The sequence below is a fragment of the Faecousia sp. genome, from assembly GCF_048519415.1.
GTDB lineage: Bacteria > Bacillota > Clostridia > Oscillospirales > Oscillospiraceae > JAZOXB01.
In genome coordinates, this window is record NZ_DBFZUT010000095.1 from 1 (window position 1) to 19,781 (window position 19,781).

Consider the following 19,781-nt stretch of genomic DNA (forward strand, 5'->3'; position numbering starts at 1 on the left):
CGACGCAAAGGACATCTCCGGCTACGCGCTGGAGGCCATGAACTGGGCGGTCGCCAGAGGCCTCATCAACGGCTCTGACGGCAAGCTGCTGCCGCAGGACACCGCGACCCGTGCACAGATCGCCGTGATCCTTGCCCGGTATCTGAACGCCTGATCTTTCCCCCCTGCTCCCCATGCGGCCTGCCGCATGGGGAGCCCCCCAGCATTTCCCGGCAATTGGACCCAGACAAACAATATGCTCGAAAATCGAACTTGGGAGGAACAATAAACCATGAAGCATGTGAAACAGCTGCTTTCTGCACTGCTTGTGCTGGCTGTTGTACTCTCGCTGCTCCCGGCTGGCGTTCTGAAGGCGTCCGCCGCAGAAGCACCCGCAGCGCTGGACATCGGCTATCCCACATTCAAGAACACAGAGCTTCTCGACGAGGTCTATGACCTGTCGAAGCTCGGTGTGTCCTATTCCGAAAAGGACATCATGATGGCGATCTATAAGCAGGATCTCGCCAATGGCGGCGACTCCTTCTATATGGACCGCATCCTCGCCCGTGAGGGCGTCTGCAACGGCAACGCCGGTTCGAACGGCAACGCCGACGGAAACACCTTCCTGACCCGCGGCCGCGCGCTGTATATGTACACGAGCAGCCCGTCCGTCATCGGCTTCGGCGGCAACACGGCTTATCATCAGCCGCTTGGCCGGGGCGATCTGGTTCGCGTTCTCTTCTCGAACGCCGACGGCAGCCTGACCACGAAGGAAGACACCAGCAAGCGCGTCAATGCGCCGAGTAACTGGTCCAGCACCTACTCTGTCGGCAGCAACCTGACGCTGGATGTCGTGAAGTTCATCCATCAGGAGAACGTCGCCGTTACGACGATGACGCTGACCAACAAATCCGCAGAGGATCAGACAATTACGGTGGCAGCGGACTCCACCTTTGCGACGGAGCCCGGCAAGGTCACGGTCAATGGTGCAGAGCAGACAGAGCTGACCGGCACCTGCTCTTCCCCTGCAGGCCTTACCACCATCTATGCCCGCATGACCGGCGACGGTTTCGAGGCCGCTTCGTCCGACGACTATTGCTGGCTGTCCCGCAATGTCACCGTCCCCGCGGGCGGCAGTGTGGAGCTGAAGGTCGTCATCGCCTTTACGACGGAAGAGATCCCGGAGTCCACCGAGCAGTACCTCCGCTTCGCGGGCCTCGGAAACCTTGAGGCTGTCCGTGCGCAGAAGGCGGAATACAACCTCTACTGGGCGGAGAACCTGCCCTACATCGACGTGCCGAAGAAGGCCGTCCAGAAGGCAATCGACTATCGCTGGTGGCTGGAGCGCTTCAATTCGCTCGATGCCAACATCCCCGGCTATGACTATCAGTACCCCGTCACCATCGAGGGCGTCCTCGGCTACAACAACGCCATCATTCTGACGCAGCCGATGCACCTGCAGGATACGAAGTGGCTCCGCTCGCCGTATCTGGCCTACGGCCAGCTGCTGTCCGCGGGCAACTCCTCGCAGAGCAGCGCCTTCCTTGATAACCCCGGCAACCGCAACAACTGGAACAACCACTATGGTCAGTATCTGGCTGAGGCCGGCTATGAGGCGTTCAACGTCATCGGCGGCGGCGCAGAGGTTGCGGAGAACTTCGCGTACTACTTCGGCCACGATGCTACCGGCCAGCTGGAGCACTACGGCAACCACATTGAGGGCCGCGACCTCATCGCTTACCGCAACAACTACATGACCGGCAACGACGCCGATACCATCTCCATGCATGCTCCCGGCACCGGCACCTGGAAGGCACACGGCGAAAACGCCTACGTCTGGGCCGCTGCCGACGCCGCCGCGAAGCTCTATGAGCAGCTGGGCAACACCGAGCAGGCCAAGTATTACCGCGATCTGGCCGACAAGATCAAGGCCGACGTCCTCGAGCTCATGTGGTGCGAGGAGTGCCAGAAGTTCGAGACCTATGCCGTCCGTCCGACCGGCACACAGCATAACGCTAACCAGCCCAACCTCGTCAAGTACACCGAGTCCAACAACTACAACTACTTTGCCGTGGGCCTCGTCCCCGACGATGCCGCTTCCGTCACGAAGTACAAGGAAGCCCTCAAGGCCTTCTCCAACGGCAAGGAGTTCCCGATCTTCCCGTTCTACACCGCCAACCAGGTCCACAACCAGGAGGTCAGCGGTTCGAACAACTTCTCGAACATCAACTTTACCGTGCAGCTCCGCCTGTATGAGTCCGCTCTTCGTACCTATGACAAGGAGCAGACCTACATCACCGACGACATGCTTGCCATGATGGCCGAGTGGATGGCATGGAACGTCTACCCCGATGCAGGCGACATCCGCTATCCGAACAACAACGAGTTCCACAACATCGACGGCAGAACCTATGAGAACTACTATCGTTCCTGGATCTACCACAACATCCTCGGCAACTACACCTACCTCTTCATCGAGGACATGGCCGGTATCCAGCCGCGTTCCGATGAAAAGATCGAGCTGAGCCCGATCGACTTCTCCTATGACCACTTCATGGTCAACAACGTCCGCTATCACGGTCATGACCTGACGGTCGTGTGGGATAAGCCGGACGACGGCAAGACCTGGTACAACGAGTGCCCTGAGGGCTACTCCCTGTACATCGACGGCACGCTGGCCTTCACCCTGAAGGATCTGGCCCATGTCGTCTATGACTCCGCCACGAAGGAAATCTCCTTCCCCGACGGCGCTGTCGAGATCGTCACCAATAACGGCGGCGCTGCCATCCCCACCGCGATGAACACCGCCATCACCGAGGAGAAGGTCCTCAACATGCTGGAGAAGTCCGGCGTGCACGGCATGACGAACCTCGCCGAGGGCGCGGAGGTCACCGCCACCTTCACCCCGGACAAGGCCCGCGCCGCGTCCTGGGCAGAAAAGCACCGCGCTGACGGCAGCGACTCCACGTCCAAGGCCGTCAATGAGACCGCTCCCGATCCGCAGGCAGTTGTGGACGGCACGACCGTCGACATGCCGTTCTGGGGCAACTACGGCAGCGTGAACGAGCGCGACAGCCTGACGCTGAAGCTCTCCTCCAAGCAGACCGTGGACATGGCGACGCTGTACTTCTACAACGACCGCCAGACGAACGGCTACTCCGAGCCCTCCAAGTTCGCAGTCGAGTACTGGGACGGCGAGGCCTGGCAGGCCGTCCGGCAGCAGACCCGTACCCCGTCCGCTCCGCGCGCGAACTACAACGCCGTGTACTTCGCACCGGTCGAGACGGATCAGCTCCGCTTCACCTTCACCAACAAGGACAAGGGCTTCACTGCCGTGACCGAGATCCAGCTCTTCAACGAGGGCGGCGACCGCGATCACCCCGCGCAGAACACGGCCCCGACCGTGAAGCTGGCTGAGGATACCTCCCTCACCGGTAACCTCTATACCACCCTGAAGGCGACCTGCACCGACGACGGTCTGCCCTACGACAAGGACATGTCCTACGCCTGGGAAGTCATCTCCGCCCCCGAGGGCGCTGAGACCCTGCTGAGCAGCGCCAACAAGCCCACCACGACCATCTCCGGCACCGTGGAAGGCGAGTACACCGTCCGCTTCACCGTCAGCGACGGCGAGCTGAGCGCGACCGGCGAGCTGACCGTCACCCTGAAGAAGGGCGCTGCGGGCGGCCTCGGCGAGGACGTCGCTCCGGACGCCGCTTCCGTCGAAAGTGACTACACCTCCAGCTGGGAGAACCTGAACGGCATCAACAACCCGAGCTTCGAGCCGACCAGCTCCAACGCGGGCACCGGCAAGGGCTGGGGCAACTGGTCTCAGAGTGTCGGCTCCGAGCACTACGTCGGCTATACCTGGGATGAGGCCGTGACCGTCGGCGGCGCGGACATCTACTGGTATGACGACGGCGGCGGCCTGCAGGTCCCGTCCAAGCTGCGCATGCAGTACCTCGATGCCAACGGCGCGTGGCAGGATGTCAACATCACCACCCCGTTCGAGAGCAGCATTGCAAAGAACAAATACAACCGCATTGAATTCGACCGCGTTACCACCACCCGCCTGCGCCTGTATGTTACCGTTCGCTCCGGCGCAGCCGGCAACGGCATCTATCGCTTCAAGGTCTATTCCTCCGTTGACGTCGCCTCTCTGAACGAGGTCTTCCTCGCCACGAAGCCCGGCGTCATGCCCACGCTGCCCTCCAACGTCACGGCAGTCACCTCGGACGGCGCGCTCATCAGCGTCCCCGTCACCTGGGAGACCCTGACGGCTGACATGATCGCCACCGACGGCGAGGTCAAGCTCCGCGGCGTGAACAACTCCACCGGCAAGATGACCACCTGCACGATCTATGTCCGCAGCGACATGGACAAGGCCACCATCACGAGCGTCGAGCCCGTTGAGGTCACCACGATGCAGGGTATCGTCCCGGCGCTGCCGAAGACCGTGAAGGTCGGCTACAACAACGGCGCGTTCGACAACCAGACCGTCAAGGTCACCTGGCCCGCCATCACGGCTGCCGAGCTGGCCAATGTCGGCGACGTGAACTTCGAGGGCGAGGTCGAAGGCACCGCCACGAAGGCCATGCTGACGATCCACGTGCTCAAGGCCCCGGACGACCCCGCTGTCGTTGCGGTCAAGGAGCTCATCGACGCCATCGGCGAGGTCACGCTCGAGAGCGGCGACGCCATCGACGCTGCCCGCGCCGCCTATGACAAGCTGCCCGAGGCCAAGAAGGCGCTTGTCGACAACTACGAGAAGCTGACTGCGGCAGAGGAAGCTTACACCGCCCTGGTCGACGCCGCTGCCGCAAAGGCTGTGGATGACCTGATCGACGCCATCGGCGAGGTCACGCTTGAGAGCGGCGACGCGATCAAGGCTGCCCGCGCCGCCTATGACGCCCTGACCGACACGCAGAAGGAACTGGTCAAGAACTATGAAAAGCTGCTCGCTGCCGAGGAGCTGTATGAGGAACTGACGGCATCGGCTGCGGCAATCGCCCAGAAGGCCGCTGAGGAAGCCAAGCAGGCCCAGGAAGAGGCCGAGGCCGCGCAGAAGGCCGCCGAGGAAGCCGCTGAGGCCGCCAAGGCCGCGCAGGAGGCCGCCGAGGCCGCCGCTGCCAAGGCCGGCGAGAACAACGCCGCTGCCGAGGAAGCCCGCAAGGCTGCTGAAACCGCGCAGGCCGCTGCCGAAGCCGCACAGGCCAAGGCCGAAGAGGCCCAGAAGAAGGCCGAAGAGGCCAAGACCGGCGCCGAAGCCGCCCGGAAGGCCGCCGAGGAGAACAACGCCGCCGCTGCCGCCGAGGCTGCGAAGGCTGTTTCCGAGGCTCTGAAGGCTGCCGAAGAGGCTGGCCGCTCCGCGCAGAGCGCCACGCAGGCTGCTCAGAGCGCTGCGCAGGCTGCCGAGAGCATGCGGAAGGCGCAGGAGGCTCAGACCGCTGCCGAGGCTGCCCAGGCTGCCGCCGAGGCCGCGCAGGCCAAGGCCGAAGAGGCGCAGAAGAAGGCCGAGGAGGCCGCCGCCTCCAGCGCCGAGGACAAGGCTGCCGCTGAGAAGGCCGCTGAGGAAGCCAAGGCTGCCAAGAAGGCTGCCGAGGATGCAAAGGCCGCTGCCGAGGACGCCAAGGCCGCTGCCGAGCTCGCGCTCGAGGCTGCCAAGAAGTCCGAGGTCGAGGCTGCCGCCTCTGCCGCTGAGGCTGCCGAGTATGCCCGCCAGATGGCCGAGACCTATCAGAAGGTCGTCGAGATCAAGGCGGAGCTGATCAACTATCTGGCCGAGGCTCAGGCCGCTGCCGAAAAGGCGGAGGCGGAGCGCAAGGCCGCCGAAGAGGCCCGCAAGGCTGCCGAAGAGGCTGCTCTCGCCGCTTCGAAGTACACCGCAACGTTTGAGCTGGCACAGCTCCTGCACGAGAGTGAGACTCTGACCGGCCACGCCCGTGAGGACTATGCCAAGGTCATCGAGGACGCCAAGGCCGCCATCGAGGCTGCCAAGACGCCCGAGGAGGTCGACGAGATCCTTGCGGCCGCACGCGAGGCCCTCAAGACCGCAGGCTGCCCGAGCACGAACTTCACCGACGTGGAGGAGAATGGCTGGTATCATACCGGCGTCGACTTCATGGTGAAGAATGGCTTCATGAACGGCGTCGCGGACGATGCGTTCGACGTCGACGGCAACCTGACCCGCGCCCAGCTCGTGACGATCCTCTATCGCATCGCGGGCGAGCCGGAGAGCACGGCCACGAACCCGTTTGCCGACGTGGCGGACGGTCAGTGGTACACGAACGCTGTCATCTGGGCAGCGGAGAACGGCATCGTCAAGGGCGTGAACACCACGACGTTCGCCCCGAACGACCAGATCACCCGTGAGCAGATCGCGACGATCCTCTTCCGCTATGCCAAGGCGGAGAAGGTCGAGGGCAAGCTCGCCGGTTTCCCGGATGCCGAGAAGGTCTCCGATTACGCCGCCGACGCCATGGCGTGGGCAGTGGAGCAGGGCCTCATCAACGGCATCTCCGAGAGCGACGGCAAGACCTACCTCGCCCCGCAGGAGACCGCGACCCGCGCCCAGATCGCCGTCATTCTGATGCGCTATCTGACAGCGGAGAACTGATCCAAAAAAATCCCTGTCCGCCGATGCGGGCAGGGGAGGAGCCGCCCACCGGGCGGCTCCTTTTTGACTTTTGCGGCGCGCTGTCGATCGTACCCTTATTGTAGGGGAGCGGCATGCCGCTCCCGGCGCTGCACTGACGATTTGCACAGGCTATCGCTAAAACGGCGATGGCTCCCGATTTGTCATTGCGAGGGCGCTTTGCGCCCGTGGCAATCTCGGGGAGGCAGTTGCGTTTTCGCCGGGAGTGTCCTGTTATCCGGCCGGGTACTGCGAGATTGCCACGTCGCTTCGCTCCTCGCAATGACACATCAGGAAGCATGGCGCAGGAAACGGTACACTGCACCGAATTGGTGCTGCTTTTGCCGCTTCGCGCACGGGCGGGGCATGCCCCGCCCCTACCATGAATGACCCAGAATGACCCAATACAGACGCAAAAAACCGGCGCAGGGGGGCCTGCGCCGGTAGGGGATATCTTCAGGATCAGGCAAGGCGGAAGCGGAGCATATTCCACGAGGCGGCAGGGAGCTCCGGGGCTTCTGCGCCGACGGCGACCTCGCGCGGCAGAGCGGGCTGGGCGTCTGCGGTGTTCTCGGAGTCCAGCGAGGGAGCGGTCAGCGTGACATGCTGCTCCAGCACGGCGTTCAGGCCGTCGAGCTCCAGCGTCATGGCCTCGTCGAGGCTTTTGTTCACAGCAAAGACCGTCACATGCGTGCCGTCCTCGGAGAGCACGGCGGAGCTGGAAAGGTACGGGGCCTTCGGGCTGACACCGCAGGCATAGGTCGGGACCTCGACCTCCTGCTGCAGGGCCGTGCCGCGGCCGAACTGCGAGCCATAGAGGAACGGCCAGTACGTCGTCTGCGCCCAGGCGCGGCCGCCCGGCTCGGTCATAATGGGGGCCAGCGCGTTGACGAGCTGGGCCAGGCAGGCAACCTTCACGACGTCGGCATGGTTGAGCAGGGTGTTGAGCATGCTGCCGACGAGCAGGGCGTCTGCAAAGTCGTAGTTCTCCTCTTCAATGGGGCGGGCGACCGTCCACTTCTCCGGCACCCTGCCGTTCTTGGCATAGTGATACCAGACGTTCCACTCGTCGAACGACAGGCCGATGTGCTTGTCGCTGCCGACCTCGAGGCGGATCTTTTCGCAGATGGCGGCGACCTCCTGAATGAACTCGCCCATCTCCTCGCTGCGTGCAAGGAAATTCATGACGTCGCCCTCATGGTTCGTATAATACTGATGGAGCGACAGATAGTCGACGTAGGGATAGCTCTGGCGGAGGACCTCCTCTTCCCAGGTGCCGAACGTCGGCATCGTGCGGTAGGAGCTGCCGCAGGCGACGGTCTCGATGGTCGGGTCGAACATCTTCATGAGCTTGGCCGTCTCGCAGGCGATGCGGCCGTATTCCGTGGCCGTCTTCGAGCAGATCTGCCAGGGGCCGTCCATCTCGTTGCCGAGGCACCAGAGCTTGACGTTATAGGGGGCCTCGCGGCCGTTTTCGCGGCGCTTGTCCGCCCAGTAGGTGTGCATGTCGCCGTTGCAGTATTCCAGCAGCTCCACGGCGTCCTTCGGCGTGCCGGTGCCGAGGTTCACGGCCATCATCGGCTGCGCGCCGATACGCTCGCACCACTGCAGGAACTCGTCCGTGCCGACCTGATTCGGCTCAATGGCGCTCCACGCCATGTCGGGGCGGACGGGACGCCTGTCCTTCGGGCCGATGCCGTCGCGCCAGTCGTAGCCGGAGAGGAAGTTGCCGCCCGGATAGCGGATCTGCGTGACATGCAGCGGACGGATGAGCTCTTCCACGTCGCCGCGGAAGCCGAAGGCGTCGGCAGTCGGGTGGCCCGGCTCATAGATGCCGGTATAGACAGCGCGGCCGAGATGCTCGATGAATGAGCCGAACACGCGGGGATCGATGGGGGAGATGATGCAGTCCTTCTGCAGTCGGATGCGAGCTTTCATGAATTAACCTCCTGTGGATTCTCGTTTGATGATCGTACATTCCAGCATGATGTCCTTCTGCGCCGGATGCTTGCCGGAGAGCATGTCCAGCAGGGTGTGGCCCGCGCTCTGGCCCATCTGGAACAGCGGCAGGGCGACGGTGGAGAGCGACGGGCGGCAGACGGAGCTGATCTCACGGTTATCGTAGCCGATGAGGAAGATGTCCCTGCCGACCTCGATGCCGTTCTGGTTGCACCAGTCGATCACGCCGGTGCCGACAAGGTCATTCTGGGCGAAAATGGCCTTTGCGCCCGCACGGATGAGCTCGCCGCCGAGACGGTAGCCGGAGTCACGGTCCCAGTCACTTGCGCGGACGAGGGAAGAGTCATAGGCTACGCCGTGGTCGTGCAGGGCCTGCAGGAAGCCGTTGGCGCGGCGCAGGGTGTGCACGGAGTGGATGGGACCGGTGATCATGCCGATGTGCTCCGACGTGTGCTCCAGCAGAGTGCCCGTGGCCTCATAGGCGGCAAGACGGTCATCATAGCCGACGCAGGGCACGTCCTGATCCTCGCAGGTGCAGTAAACGCACACGAACGGGATATGGGCATGCGCCTTCAGCGATGCGACAAGGTGGCTGTGACAGCCGATATAGATGATGCCCGCGACCTGCTTGGACAGCAGATCGTTCACGGCGGAGCGAACGAGCACGTTGCTCTCGGGATAGTCCCAGGGATTGTCGTGGTAGCGCTTGTTGAAACGCAGATTGCTCAGAATATAATGATAGTTCAGCGTTTCGCATACGGAGGCGACGCCGTCGACGATCTCCGGCGTGTTGAAGACGGTCAGGTCCTCCGTGATGATGCCGATGGTGCGCGCGTCGCCGAGCTTCAGCGAGCGGGCGTTGAGATTCGGACGATAATTGAGCTGGTCCGCGATCTGCAGAATTCGGTCGGCCGTCTCCTGCTTGACGCCGGATTTGTTGTTCAGGACCTTGGAGACCGTTGCGATGGATACACCGGCTCGGTCCGAGATTTCGCGAATGGTTGCCATGAAATGGTTCACCTTCTCTGGTAATTTACAATGCGAAGCGTTGATATAATCATATCATACCGTACGAAAAACAGCAAGAGCTAAACGTTTTATTTCGGGGAAAATGCTAAATTTGACGCAAATTACAGGGAAATCCCGCGTGCTGCACATTTTTTGGCTTACATGCAGTCCGGAACGGCTGCAGACCGGCAGATGCGCAGCTTGATCGTTGTGGATTCTGCACAAAAAATAGTCGGGAAAGTTGTATAAACTCACGATTCTGTAATTCTGCCTTTACAAATCCGAAAATTATGATATAATCAGGTCAGAAAAAGTTAAACGTTTAAATCACCGGACGCCAATTGCGGCTTCGGCACGCGGCGACCGACGACGGGATTCCGCGTTTTCTTTTCTGATTTCTTCTTAAACGTTTAACCACCAATGGAGGTTCCACATTATGGCAAGCAAGATCACGATCCCCGATTTGAAAAAAATTAGAGTAACGGATCCGCTGTTCAGCCATTACGCGGGCATGGTCGCAAAGAAAATGATTCCCGTGCAGTGGGAGATCCTCAACGGCAAGCAGGGCCAGAGCCGCTGCTTCTGCATTGATAATTTCCGCATCGCCGGCGGCACGCTCCAGGGTGAGCACCGCGGCGTTGTCTTCGGCGATACGGATGCCTATAAATGGCTCGAGGCAGTCGCTTATTGCGCAAATAACGGCGAAACGGAGTACATCCCCCAGGCGGATGAGCTCATCGAGATCATCGGGCAGGCCCAGCAGCCGGACGGCTACCTGAACACCTATTTCACGGTCTGCCATCCCGAGCTCCGCTGGAAGAACCTCACCGAGGGCCACGAGCTCTACAGCGCGGGCCACCTCATCGAGGCCGCCGTCGCCTACTATAACGCGACCGGCAAGCGCCGCCTGCTCGACATCGCCGCAAAGTTCGCAGATCTCATCTGCCAAACCTTCGGCGACGGCGAGGGGCAGATCCCCGGCTATCCCGGCCATCAGGAGATCGAGCTTGCCCTCGTGAAGCTGTGGCGCGTGACCGGCGAGGAGCGTTACCTGAAAACGGCCCGCTTCTTCCTGGACTGCCGCGGCCGCACGCCGAACTACCTGCTGCGCGAGATGAATGACCCGAACCACAAGGTCATTTTCCCCGAACTGCGCAACTACGATCCCTCCTACTCCCAGTCGCATGTGCGTCCCGTGGAGCAGAAGACAATGGAGGGCCACGCAGTCCGCGCCATGTACCAGTGCAGCGCAATGGCAGATCTGGCCGATATCCAGCAGGACGAGGCCCTGCGCAATGCCTGCCAGACGCTCTGGGACAATGTCACGAAGCGCCGTATGTATATCACGGGCGGCATCGGCTCGTCCGGCCTGCTTGAGCGCTTCACCGTGGATTACGACCTGCCGAACGACCGCATGTACTGCGAAAGCTGCGCGTCCATCGGTCTGATGATGTTCGGCCAGCGCATGGCGGCCATGTTCCGCGACGCCTCGTACTACGAGACCGTGGAGCGTGCCCTGTGCAACACGGTGCTCGGCGGCGTCAGCGCTGCGGGCGACCGCTACTTCTACGTCAATCCGCTGGAGGTCTGGCCTGCAAACTGCAAGGACCACACTTCCATTGAGTATCTCAAGCCCGTCCGCCAGCCGTGGTTCGAGGTCGCCTGCTGCCCTGCAAATATCGCGCGCACGCTCGCTTCCCTCGGCCAGTACATCTATGCGGTCGATGACCGCAGCATTTATGTCAACCTGCTCGTCGGCTCGACCATCGAGACGACCCTGCGCGATACCGACGTCCGCATCGAGCAGCGCAGCGGCCTGATGCATGGCGGCGCGCTGGAGCTGGACGTCCGCTCGAGCGGCACGCATCCCATCGTTGTGCGCCTGCGTCTGCCGAAGTGGATCGAGGCTCCCGTCTTCCGCCTGAACGGCGAGGAGATCCAGCCTGCGGTCGAGAACGGCTATGCCGTGCTTGCCGTGAACTGCGCAGGAGAGCATCACTTCACGCTCAGCGGCTCGGTGCCCGTGCACCGCTGCGCCGCAAACCTGTGTGTTCGCGCCGATGTCGGCCGCGTCGCACTGCAGAAGGGCCCGTTCGTCTACTGCTTCGAGCAGCAGGACAACGGCGAAAACCTCGCGGCCCTGCGCATGGCGCCGGATGCCGCCGTTGAAGAGAAGGTGCCCGCCGAGGGCCTGCCCGGCAACCTGCCGGAGCTGGATGTGAGCGGCTGCCGCATCGTTTCAACCGGTGTGGACGACGCTGAGCTCTATGCCGACTGCGCCCTGCGCACCGAGCCGTGCACGCTGCACGCCGTTCCCTATGGCCTGTGGGGCAACCGCACGCCCGGCGAGATGCGCGTCTGGGTCGATACCACAATTTCGTAATTATACGCAGCAGGAAGCTGCTATAATAAAAAACTTGAAATGAAGAAAGGAACCTGAACCATGAAGAAGATCATCGCGCTCCTGCTGTGCCTCCTGATGATCGTTGGTATGGTCGCCTGCGCAACCAACACCGACAACAACGATCAGACCGACGGCTCTCAGGACACCACCCCCGCCACGGAGAACTCCGATTCCTCCGATGACACCAACGGCAATGACGGCGACGTCGTCACCATCACCTACTCCTATTGGGGCACCCCGGACGAGGCTGCCAGCGTGCAGGCCGTCGCCGACAAGTTCCACGAAGAGTATCCGAACATCAAGGTTGAGGTCATGGCGATCCCCAACGAAGAGTATGTCACGAAGCTGAACACCATGGCTACCGCGGGTGAGCTTCCCGACTGCGGCATCATGAACGAGTCCGGCGTTCTGGACTTCGCTTCCGACGGCCTGCTGTACGACATCTCCGCCATGTACGAGGGCGCCGACTCCATGCCCCTTGATTCCATCACCTTCAAGAGCGAAGGCAAGCCCGTTGCTTACTCCGCTGCGAACGAAGTCCTGTCCCTGTACTACAACAAGGACATGTTTGATGCCGCCGGCCTGGACTATCCGTCCGCTACCGAGGCTATGACCTGGGACGAGTTCGTCACCCTGGCCAAGACCCTGACCCTCGACGCCAACGGCAACAACGCCCTGAGCCCGGATTTCGACAAGGAAAACATCAAGCAGTACGGCTGCGTCGTTGACAACTGGACCTGGCAGCTTGAGGTTTGGGCACTGTCCAACGGCGGCCGCTGGTTCACCGAGGACGGCTCCGCCTGCACCATCAATGACCCGAAGGTCATCGAGTCCATCCAGAAGGTCGCTGACCTGACCCTCGTTGAGAACTGCATGCCTTACAATGCAGGCCTCGAGGACAACGGCATGCAGCGCTCCCTGCTGACCGGCACCGTCGCCATGGCGACCGCTGGCGCATGGAACGTCGGCACCTGCCTTGCCACCGCCCGTGACGAAGGCCTGAACTATGGCGTCGCCCGTCTGCCGAAGATGGTCAACGAGGTCACCATCTGCACCGGCGGCCCGCAGGTCGTCTTCTCCCAGACCAAGCATCCGGAAGAGGCCATGACCTTCATCAAGTGGTACATGAAGGAAGAGAACAGCTGGGACAGCCTGATCGCCACCGGCATCTGGATGCCCATCCTCGAAGAGTACTACACCGATGAGACCCTCACCAACAAGTGGATCGACAACCCCAACTTCCCGGATCATGACGAGTACAAGGGTGCTGTCGTTGACTACGCAAGAGATTGCGCTGAGTCTACCTGCTGGTACTACATCCCGCACACCACCGAGTTCATCGAGCTCCTCCGCACGGTCCTCGGCCCGGTCTGGACCGGCGAGCAGACCGCTGAGCAGGCGATCACCGAGAACTACGACGCACTGAACGCAGTGTTCATGGGCGAGTAAGCAGAACCCTCTGACTGATATCTGAAACCCCGGTTTTGGCCGGCCGCCCGGAGCGGCGGCCGGCCAAAATGTCTTTTTCAACTCCTAACTCAAAGAAAGGGTGAGCAAGTTGCCCAAACGCACTAAGAAACCCAAGAGCAAGCTGCTCCGCAAGGAAGCGCGCGCTGCGTATCTCTACCTCATCCCCGCATTTATCGGCCTGATCGTGCTGACCTATATTCCGCTGATCGCGGTGTTCGGCCTGAGCTTTTTCAAGTGGGGCGGAACCGGTGCACCGGAATGGAACGGCATCAATAACTATATCAAGCTCTTCACCACGGATCCGTATTTCAAGGAATCCATCAAAGTCACCGTCTATTTCTCCCTGCTTGCTGTCGTCGGCAGCATGGTCTATTCCCTGATTGTCGCAATGCTGCTCAACCGCAAGATCCCCGCCCGCGGCTTCTTCCGCGCGGTCTTCTACCTGCCCTATGTGCTGCCCGCAGCCGCCGTCTACATCGGCTGGAGCTGGCTGTACAACACGGAGTGGGGCCTGTTCAACTACATCCTCTCCAAGCTCGGCATCGAACGCCTGATGTTCGTCAGCTCGTCCTCGCAGGTCGTTCCGTCGCTGGCACTGATCGCCGTGTGGCTCTCCGGCAACCTGATCGTGATTTTCCTGGCGGGCCTGCAGAATGTGCCCCGCGTGTACCATGAGGCCGCCGAGATCGACGGCGCAAATGCATGGCAGCGCTTCTGGCATGTGACCTTCCCCAGCATGACCCCCATTATCTTCTATAATATGCTGATGTCCCTGATCACCAACATGCAGGTCGTCACGCCTGCCCTCGCTCTGACGAAGGGCGGCCCCGGTAAATCCTCTTACTTTATGTCCTACATGCTCTACAACTACGCGTTCAAGCAGCGCGGCAAGATCGGTCTCGCCTGCGCGATCGCCTTCGTGCTGTTCCTGCTGATCGGCGCCTTTACGCTGCTGCTGTTTGCCACCAGTAAGAGCTGGATCTTCTATGAAGGAGGCGACGACAAATGAGCAGCCTGAAAAGCCGCAAGCGCACCGAGCGTATCACGAATGCGCTGTGCTTCATCGCGCTGATCTTCCTGACCTGTCTGTGCATGCTGCCCATCTGGTGGATCTTCCGCTCCAGCCTGATGTCGAACGCCGAGCTGTTCAAGTGGCCGCCTGCCTTCTTACCGCCGCGCTGGCTGTTCTCGAACTACGCCAACACGCTGGAATACTTCAAGTTCTGGACCTATCTGAAGAACACGATGATCATCATCGTCCCGTCTGTCATCTTCGGCACCATCACGGCCACGATGTGCGGCTACGCCTTCGCGCGCCTGCGCTTCCGCCTGCGGAACTTCCTGTTCACGCTGTGCGTCGGCTCCATGCTGCTGCCGACCATGGTCACGCTCATCCCGCTGTACATCATGTGGACGAAGTTCTTCAACATGTCCAACACGTTCTGGCCGCTCATCCTGCCGTATCTCTGCGGCGGCGGCGCGTTCAACATCTTCCTCATCCGCCAGTTCGTCCGCTCCATCCCGCGTGAGCTCGACGAAGCTGCAACGATCGACGGCGCAGGCTACTTCCGTATCCTCCTCAACGTCATCGTTCCTTCCATCAAATCGGCGATGATCGTCGTCGCCATGTTCCTCTTCATCCAGATCTGGAACGATCTGCTCCAGCAGATGATCTATATCAATACGGATGATAAGTTCACGATCTCCATGGGCCTGAGCCAGCTCAAGGGCTCCCTGAAGACGGACTGGTCCGCCATCATGTGCGGCACCTGCATGTCCTTCGTGCCCGGCGTCGTGTTCTATCTCCTCGGTCAGCGGTACTTCGTCGAAGGCATCGTGATGACCGGTATGAAAAACTGATGCAGCGCGGAATGCGTCGGGAAGGCCGCGGCCTTCCCGCGCCCCGCGAGGGTGCGCGTCGGTTTTTCTATCTGTTTTGGAACCATGCATGGAAGCTCATCCGTCTGAACCTGCTGTTTCTGGCCTGCTGCATCCCGGTCGTGACGATGCCGGCTGCGCTGTGCGCCATGGACCGCGTCCTCATCGTGCTCGTGCGCGAGGGCAATGTGCTTTTATGGGAGGAGTTCCGGGACGAATTTAAAAAGGACTTTTGGCGCAGTCTTCCGCTCGGACTGCTGTTCGGCGGACTGCTGTTTCTGGGATATTTCCTGCTCAGCCTTGGTATGGGCAACTTCGGCACCTTCCTCGGTCCGATGTTCTTCGCCTTCGGCCTGTTTACCATCGGCTTCGCGCTCGGCCGCGGCAGCTATGCCTTCCTCATGCGCGCCATGTTCGATCTGCCCAACGGCCAGATCCTGAAGAATGCCAACGGCATGTCCGCCCTGCGCGGCGGCCGCGGCTGGCTGCCGATCGTGGTGCATGGCGTCGGCTTCCTGTTCGGCTTCAGCTTTTTCCCGTACACGCTGATCGTGATCGCACTGTTCGGCATCAGCCTGCCGCAATACCTGATCTGCTATCTGCTCAATGATCCCATCCAGAAAAACATCATTTCTCCGTGGGAGAGGATGCAGGCTCAAAAGGAGACATAATATGACTCACACGCTTGGTATCGAATTCGGCTCGACCCGTATCAAGGCCGTCCTGATCGACGAGGCCTTCCGCCCGGTCGCCTCCGGCGACTACACCTGGAAGAGCGACCTCCGCGACGGCGTCTGGACCTATGACCTCGAGGAGGCCTGGAGCGGCCTTCGCACGGCACTGCGCGCCCTCGGCGAGGTCTCCGTGGATGCCATGGGCATCTCGGCCATGATGCACGGCTATCTGGCCTTTGACAAGGACTGGAATTTGCTCACGCCCTTCCGCACCTGGCAGAACACCATGACGGGTGAAGAGGCGGCGGAGCTGACGGAGCTGTTCGGCTTCAACATCCCGCAGCGCTGGTCGATCGCGCATCTCTGGCATGCCATCCGCACCGGCGAGGCGCATGTCGGCAAGCTTGCGCATATCACGACGCTGGCGGGATATTTCCACTATATGCTCACCGGCGTGAACGCCGTCGGCATCGGCGAGGCCTCCGGCATGTTCCCCATCGACAGCGAAACGCTGGACTATGACCGCGGCATGATGGAAAAGTTCGACCGCCTCATCGCGGAGCAGCCCTTCACGCTGCGCGATCTGCTGCCGCAGGTCCTGCCCGCCGGTGTCCCGGCAGGCAAGCTGACCGCCGCCGGTGCGGCCCGCCTCGATGGCATGCTGTCCGAGGGCATCGTGTTTGCCCCGGCCGAGGGCGATGCCGGTACCGGCATGACGGCCACGAACGCCGTCGGTCCGCGCACGGGCAACGTCTCCGCCGGCACGTCCATCTTCTCCATGGTCGTTCTGGAGCATCCGCTGCAGAAGGTCTATCCGGAGATCGATCTTGTCACCACGCCGACGGGCCGCCCCGTCGCCATGGTGCACTGCAACAACTGTACGAATGATATGAACGCCTGGGCAGGCGTCCTGCGCGAGACGGCTGAGCTGTTCGGCAGCTCCGTCGACACGGGCGAGCTGTTCACGAAGCTCTACCGCAAGAGCCTCGAGGGCGAGGCCGACTGCGGCGGCGTCATGGTCGTGAACTATCTGGCAGGCGAGGGCGTGACCCATCTCGATGAGGGCCGCCCGCTGGTCCTGCGCCGCCCGGACAGCCGCTTCACGCTGGCAAACTTCCTGCGCGCACAGCTCTATTCCACCATGGCTACGCTGAAGATCGGCATGGATCTGCTGGCCTCCGAGCAGGTGGCCATCGATTCGCTCACCGGCCACGGCGGCTTGTTCAAGACGCCGGGCGTCGGCCAGAAATACATGGCCGCGGCCTGCGGTGCGCCCGTGACCGTCATGGAGAGCGCCGGAGAAGGCGGCCCCTACGGCATGGCGCTTCTGGCGGCCTTCGTCCTGCAGGGCGGCGGCGAGACGCTGGAGGACTTCCTCGCAAAGCACGTCTTCGCCGATGCCGTCCGCACGACGCTCCAGCCGGACCCGGCGGACGTTGAAGGCTTCCGCACGTTCCTCAATCAGTATAAGGCCTGCCTCCGCGTGGAGCAGGCTGCCACAGAAAATCTGTAAGGAGTGTACAAAGATGAAAAACTATGAATTCTGGTTTGTCGTTGGCTCGCAGACGCTGTACGGCGAAGAGGTGCTCCGCACCGTCGCTGCCCGCGCCGAGGAAATGGCGCAGAAGCTTTCTGCCGTTCTGCCCTATCCCCTGAAGTACAAGGTCACCGCCAAGAGCAACGCCGAGATCCTCGACGTCGTGAAGGAAGCCAACTATAACGACGCCTGCGCCGGTATCGTGACGTGGTGCCATACGTTCTCTCCGTCCAAGATGTGGATCAACGGTCTGGAGCTGCTCCAGAAGCCGTGGTGCCACTTCGCCACGCAGTATAACCGTGAGATCCCGAACGAAGAGATCGACATGGACTTCATGAACCTGAATCAGGCCGCCCACGGCGACCGCGAGCACGGCTTTATCGGCGCCCGCCTGCGCGCTCCGCGCAAGATCATTGCCGGTTACTGGCAGGACGGCGACGTGCAGGAGCGTCTGGCCAGCTGGATGAAGGTCGCCGTCGGCGTCGCCTTCTCCCGCAGCCTGAAGGTCATGCGCTTCGGCGACAACATGCGCGAAGTCGCCGTCACCGAGGGCGATAAGGTCGAGGTGCAGCGCAAGCTTGGCTGGCAGGTCAACACCTGGGCCGTCGGCGATCTCGTCAAGGAGATGAACGCCGTCACGGAGGCCGAGGTCGACGCACTCATGGACGTCTACCGCGAGAAGTATGACTTTGCAACGGACAACGTCGAAGCCATCCGCTATCAGGCGCGCGAAGAGATCGCCATGAAGAAGATGATGGACCGCGAGGGCTGCAAGGCCTTTGCCAACACGTTCCAGGACCTCTACGGCATGGAGCAGCTGCCCGGCCTGGCTTCCCAGCATCTGATGGCGCAGGGCTATGGCTACGGCGGCGAGGGCGACTGGAAGGTCTCCGCCATGACCGCCATCCTGAAGGCCATGGGCGAGGGCGGCAACGGCGCGTCCGGCTTCATGGAGGACTATACCTATCATCTTGTCAAGGGTCAGGAATACAGCCTCGGCGCACACATGCTCGAGGTCTGCCCGAGCCTTGCCAGCGCCCGTCCGCGCATCGAGACCCATCCGCTGGGCATCGGCATGAACGAGAAGGATCCCGCCCGTCTGGTTTTCGAGGGCAAGGCCGGTAAGGCCATCGTCGTCAGCCTGATCGACATGGGCGGCCGTCTGCGCCTCATCGTGCAGGACATCGAGGCCGTGAAGCCCATCATGCCCATGCCGAACCTGCCCGTCGCCCGCGTTATGTGGAAGGCCATGCCGAACCTCACGACCGGCGTCGAATGCTGGATCACCGCCGGCGGCGCGCATCACACCGTTCTGTCCTACGACGTCACGGCCGAGCAGATGCGTGACTGGGCACGGATCATGGACATCGAGTATGTCCACATCGGCGCGGATACCACGGTGGAGTCTCTGGAGCACGACCTGTTCCTGAGCGACCTTGCGTGGAAGCTGAAGTAAGGAGCACGCTATGCTGGAGGAACTGAAGCGTCAGGTGCTGGAGGCTAATCTCCTGCTGCCGAAGCACGGTCTCATCACCTTTACCTGGGGCAACGTCTCCGGGATCGATCGCGCCAGCGGTCTGGTCGTCATCAAGCCGTCCGGCGTCAGCTATGACGGCATGACGGTCGGGGATATGGTCGTCGTGGATCTGGACGGCAAGGTCGTCGAGGGCAAATGGAAGCCCTCAAGCGACACGCCGACGCATGTGGAGCTGTACCGTGCCTTTCCCGGCATCGGCGGCATCGTCCACACGCACTCCCGCTGGGCAACGAGCTTTGCGCAGGCGGGCGTCGGCATCATCCCCATGGGCACGACGCAGGGCGACTACTTCTATGGTGAGATCCCCTGCACCCGTCCGATGACGCCGGAGGAGATCGCGGGCGAATATGAGAAGGAGACCGGCAAGGTCATCATCGAGACGTTCGCGGGTAAGGACCCCGAGGCCATCCCCGCCGTGCTGGTCAACAGCCACGGCCCGTTTGCCTGGGGCACCGATGCCGAAAACGCCGTGCACAATGCGGTCGTTCTGGAGGAGGTCGCCTTCATGAACTTCCATGCGCTGCAGCTCAGCCCGAACCGCGGCGCAATGCAGCAGGAGCTGCTCGATAAGCACTACCTGCGCAAGCACGGGAAAAATGCCTACTACGGACAGGGCTGATCTGTCTTACAGATAGGGAGAAGAGAGGAAATGGAGCTGCTCCGTCGGAGCGGCTCCATTTTCCGGTTTTGGGGGCTTGACA

At 61.7% G+C, this 19,781-nt stretch carries 12 protein-coding genes; 10 read left to right on the forward strand and 2 right to left on the reverse strand.

Translation table 11 applies throughout. The annotated features are described in order from the left end of the window. The first annotated feature begins 13 nt into the window (after positions 1 to 13). Together ACMKFF_RS09545 and ACMKFF_RS09550 are read left to right on the forward strand one after the other, a co-directional pair. Positions 14 to 154 carry an S-layer homology domain-containing protein gene (locus tag ACMKFF_RS09545; RefSeq protein WP_419496603.1) on the forward strand — a complete coding sequence of 47 codons (141 nt, stop codon included), beginning with the start codon at positions 14 to 16 and terminating at the stop codon, positions 152 to 154. Between the two features lie 117 nt (positions 155 to 271). Further along, positions 272 to 6,595 (forward strand): S-layer homology domain-containing protein, encoded by a 6,324-nt coding sequence (locus ACMKFF_RS09550; protein ID WP_419496786.1) that lies wholly within the window; start codon positions 272 to 274, stop codon positions 6,593 to 6,595. 480 nt (positions 6,596 to 7,075) lie between these two features. On the opposite strand, the gene ACMKFF_RS09555 is transcribed toward ACMKFF_RS09550, so the two are convergent. Continuing rightward, positions 7,076 to 8,551, reverse strand: coding sequence for an alpha-N-arabinofuranosidase (locus tag ACMKFF_RS09555; RefSeq protein WP_419496787.1), 1,476 nt, complete (start codon positions 8,549 to 8,551; stop codon positions 7,076 to 7,078). 3 nt (positions 8,552 to 8,554) lie between these two features. Next, complete coding sequence (locus ACMKFF_RS09560) at positions 8,555 to 9,580, reverse strand: LacI family DNA-binding transcriptional regulator (protein WP_349135281.1); 1,026 nt, start codon at positions 9,578 to 9,580, stop codon at positions 8,555 to 8,557. Between the two features lie 436 nt (positions 9,581 to 10,016). On the opposite strand from ACMKFF_RS09560, the gene ACMKFF_RS09565 reads away from it, so the two are divergent. The 8 genes from ACMKFF_RS09565 (at position 10,017) to araD (ending at position 19,699) form a co-directional block, all read left to right on the forward strand. Further along, positions 10,017 to 11,963 (forward strand): glycoside hydrolase family 127 protein, encoded by a 1,947-nt coding sequence (locus tag ACMKFF_RS09565; protein ID WP_419496788.1) that lies wholly within the window; start codon positions 10,017 to 10,019, stop codon positions 11,961 to 11,963. A gap of 60 nt (positions 11,964 to 12,023) precedes the next feature. Then, positions 12,024 to 13,433 carry an extracellular solute-binding protein gene (locus ACMKFF_RS09570; RefSeq protein WP_417326017.1) on the forward strand — a complete coding sequence of 470 codons (1,410 nt, stop codon included), beginning with the start codon at positions 12,024 to 12,026 and terminating at the stop codon, positions 13,431 to 13,433. Positions 13,434 to 13,542: 109 nt separating this feature from the next. Continuing rightward, positions 13,543 to 14,463: a carbohydrate ABC transporter permease gene (locus tag ACMKFF_RS09575; protein ID WP_417326015.1), complete on the forward strand. Its 921-nt coding sequence runs from the start codon at positions 13,543 to 13,545 to the stop codon at positions 14,461 to 14,463. Continuing rightward, positions 14,460 to 15,314, forward strand: a complete 855-nt coding sequence (locus ACMKFF_RS09580; RefSeq protein WP_418465245.1) for a carbohydrate ABC transporter permease — start codon at positions 14,460 to 14,462, stop codon at positions 15,312 to 15,314. Before ACMKFF_RS09575 ends, ACMKFF_RS09580 begins: the two co-directional genes overlap by 4 nt. Positions 15,315 to 15,325: 11 nt before the next feature. Then, complete coding sequence (locus ACMKFF_RS09585; RefSeq protein ID WP_419496789.1) at positions 15,326 to 16,003, forward strand: DUF624 domain-containing protein; 678 nt, start codon at positions 15,326 to 15,328, stop codon at positions 16,001 to 16,003. Position 16,004: 1 nt separating this feature from the next. Next, positions 16,005 to 17,519, forward strand: a complete 1,515-nt coding sequence (locus ACMKFF_RS09590) for a xylulokinase (RefSeq protein WP_419496790.1) — start codon at positions 16,005 to 16,007, stop codon at positions 17,517 to 17,519. Between the two features lie 13 nt (positions 17,520 to 17,532). Further along, a complete protein-coding gene (gene araA / locus ACMKFF_RS09595) occupies positions 17,533 to 18,999 on the forward strand; it encodes an L-arabinose isomerase (protein WP_349136891.1) in 1,467 nt (488 codons plus the stop codon). Between the two features lie 10 nt (positions 19,000 to 19,009). Further along, positions 19,010 to 19,699, forward strand: a complete 690-nt coding sequence (araD, locus tag ACMKFF_RS09600; protein ID WP_417326007.1) for an L-ribulose-5-phosphate 4-epimerase — start codon at positions 19,010 to 19,012, stop codon at positions 19,697 to 19,699. Positions 19,700 to 19,781 lie beyond the last annotated feature (82 nt).